Annotated in this window: 2 protein-coding genes; both read left to right on the forward strand. The window is 41.5% G+C overall.

Annotated features, from left to right (window positions below; genetic code table 11):
* The coding region (locus tag KKA81_05080; GenBank protein ID MBU2650286.1) for a hypothetical protein at nt 1–256 on the forward strand (256 nt) is incomplete at its 5' end.
* Between the two features lie 4 nt (nt 257–260).
* Nucleotides 261–2,454 (forward strand): PD-(D/E)XK nuclease family protein (locus tag KKA81_05085; GenBank protein ID MBU2650287.1); only part of this gene is annotated, 2,194 nt, incomplete at its 3' end.

Here is a 2,454-nt window from a genome sequence, read left to right on the forward strand (position 1 = left end):
AACTATTTCAAGAGAATCAAATCAACACAACAATTTAGCATTCAGCGGTATACATATTATTGAACCCGAATTGCTCAAAAAAATGACACAAACCGGTCCATTTTCCATAATCGATGCCTACCTGAAGCTTTCAACCCATTGTCAGATCAAAGGATTTGAGCATTCTGACGGAATCTGGCTTGATGCCGGAAATCCCGAAGCATTGATACCCGTTTCTGATTTTATCCGTAATCAATCTCATCTTTTTCAACCCTGATATCATGAATTACTTCCTGGAAAAAACTGCCCGATATATTATCGATAATTACCCGGAAAAAATCGGGAGCCTTTGTATTGTCCTGCCCAATAAGAGAGGCAGCCTGTATCTTAGAAAATATATCCGGGAATTGCTGGGAAAAACTTCATTAACGCCTTCCTATTTATCAATCAGCGATCTTGTTCAGTTTCTCTCCGGATACACCATTATTGATCCTGTACAACAACTCTTCTTTTTCTACGGGGTTTACAAGGAAGTAACCCAGGATGAACCGGATGATCTGGAGACTTTTATGGACTGGGCCCCACTGGTACTCTCCGATTTCAACGACATCGATCTTTATCTGGCAGATGCCTCTGAGGTTTTCGGCTATCTTTCGGAAGCACGCGCTATAGATCTCTGGAATCCAGGAAAAACCGAACTTACACCCCTTCAGTTAAAATACCTGCGCTTTTACCGTTCCCTTGACGATCTGTATAAAAACCTGAACAAACAGTTAAGAAATTCAGGACTGGCATATGAAGGCATGGCTTACCGCCGTATTGCAGAAACCATAGATACAATATCCCGAAATCTTCCCTGGAGTAAAATCATTTTCGCAGGATTCAATGCCTTTTCCAAAAGCGAAGAGATTATAACAGCATATCTGCAGAAAAACGGTTTGGCCGATATGCTATGGGATACCGATGAATGGTACCTGAATAATGAAATGCAGGAGGCCGGATATTTCATCAGAAAACATTTGCAGCACTTTCAAAACAAAGAATTGTTATGGAACGAAAGCCTCCTGAAAAATCTTGACAGGCAAATTAATATTCTGGGTCTTCCAGGAAACACTGCCCAGGCGAAAATGGCAGGCAGCATCATTGATGAATGGATCAGGGATGGTCGTGACTTAAATAAAAGCGCTCTGATACTCGCTGATGAACAATTGCTCCTCCCGGTTTTAAACTCCCTCCCCGAATCCGCCGGTTCTTTCAACGTAACCATGGGCTATCCGTTCCGATTTACCCCTGTCTTCACTTTTTTCGATAATTGGCTGAAAATGCTTGATAATTCAGAAAAATATGCTGTCTCAAAACCTGATGGCAATAATCTCCTCTATAAGAATGATCTGCTAAACGTATTACAACATCCCTATTTCCCTCTCATAAGCAAAGTCTCAAACATTCCCGATTTGATAGCCGCAATTATAAAATCGAACAATTTTTTCTTCAGAGGTTTTCATTTATCTACCATTGCAAGCAATGACCCGGCTGTTCAGGAATTTCTCCAGGAAGCAGTGTTCAAAATCCCTGAATCCATAACAAAACTGATTGTTACGATCCGTAACTTATGTACGCAGATATTGGATGCACTCAATTCGGACCTAAATAACGGGGATCGAAGTGCAAATAAAGCAATAGACCTGGAATACATATTTCATTTTACGGTCATGTTAGCGCACATCGACGAATATTGGGATATTGCAGGGCATGATAGCAATCTTCACACATTCAGAAAAGTCCTTCAGAAGATGGCCAACAGAACAGCTATACCATTTTTTGGCGAACCTCTGAAAGGACTACAGGTTATGGGATTCCTCGAAACACGTACCCTTGATTTCGACAATATTATCATCCTTTCCATGAACGAAGGTATTTATCCCGATAGTAAACCGGGTAATACTTTCGTGTCTTCGGATATCAGACAAATCTTCGGACTTCCTGGCAACAAAGAAAAAACGAGCATCTTTGCTTACCATTTTTACCGTTTACTGCAGCGCGCACAAAATGTAACAATCACCTACCTCACCGAACCCGACCTCCTTGGCGGTGGAAGCAAAAGCCGGTTTCTTGAACAGATCCTTTTGGAATTAAAAGGAAACAGCAATACGCATATCCGGCATTCCGTAACCGAGTTCCCTATTGACGGATTAAACCAGGAAACAATAATTTCTATTGAAAAGTCCGGTATTATAATTGATCAACTGCATTCCCTCGGGGAAAAAGGCATTTCACCCAGCGCCTTGTCAACCTATATCCGCTGCCCGTTAAGGTTTTACTACCAGTACGTCTTACGGATTGAAGACCGTATTGAAGGGACTGAATCCATGGATGCCGCGTTGTTGGGAACATTGGTTCACGATACACTTTACAGACTCTACTATCCATTGCAGGGGAAAATCCTAAATTCAGTTAATACATCTTTTTCCTCGG

It is taken from the genome of Bacteroidota bacterium, from assembly GCA_018831055.1.
GTDB lineage: Bacteria > Bacteroidota > Bacteroidia > Bacteroidales > B18-G4 > M55B132.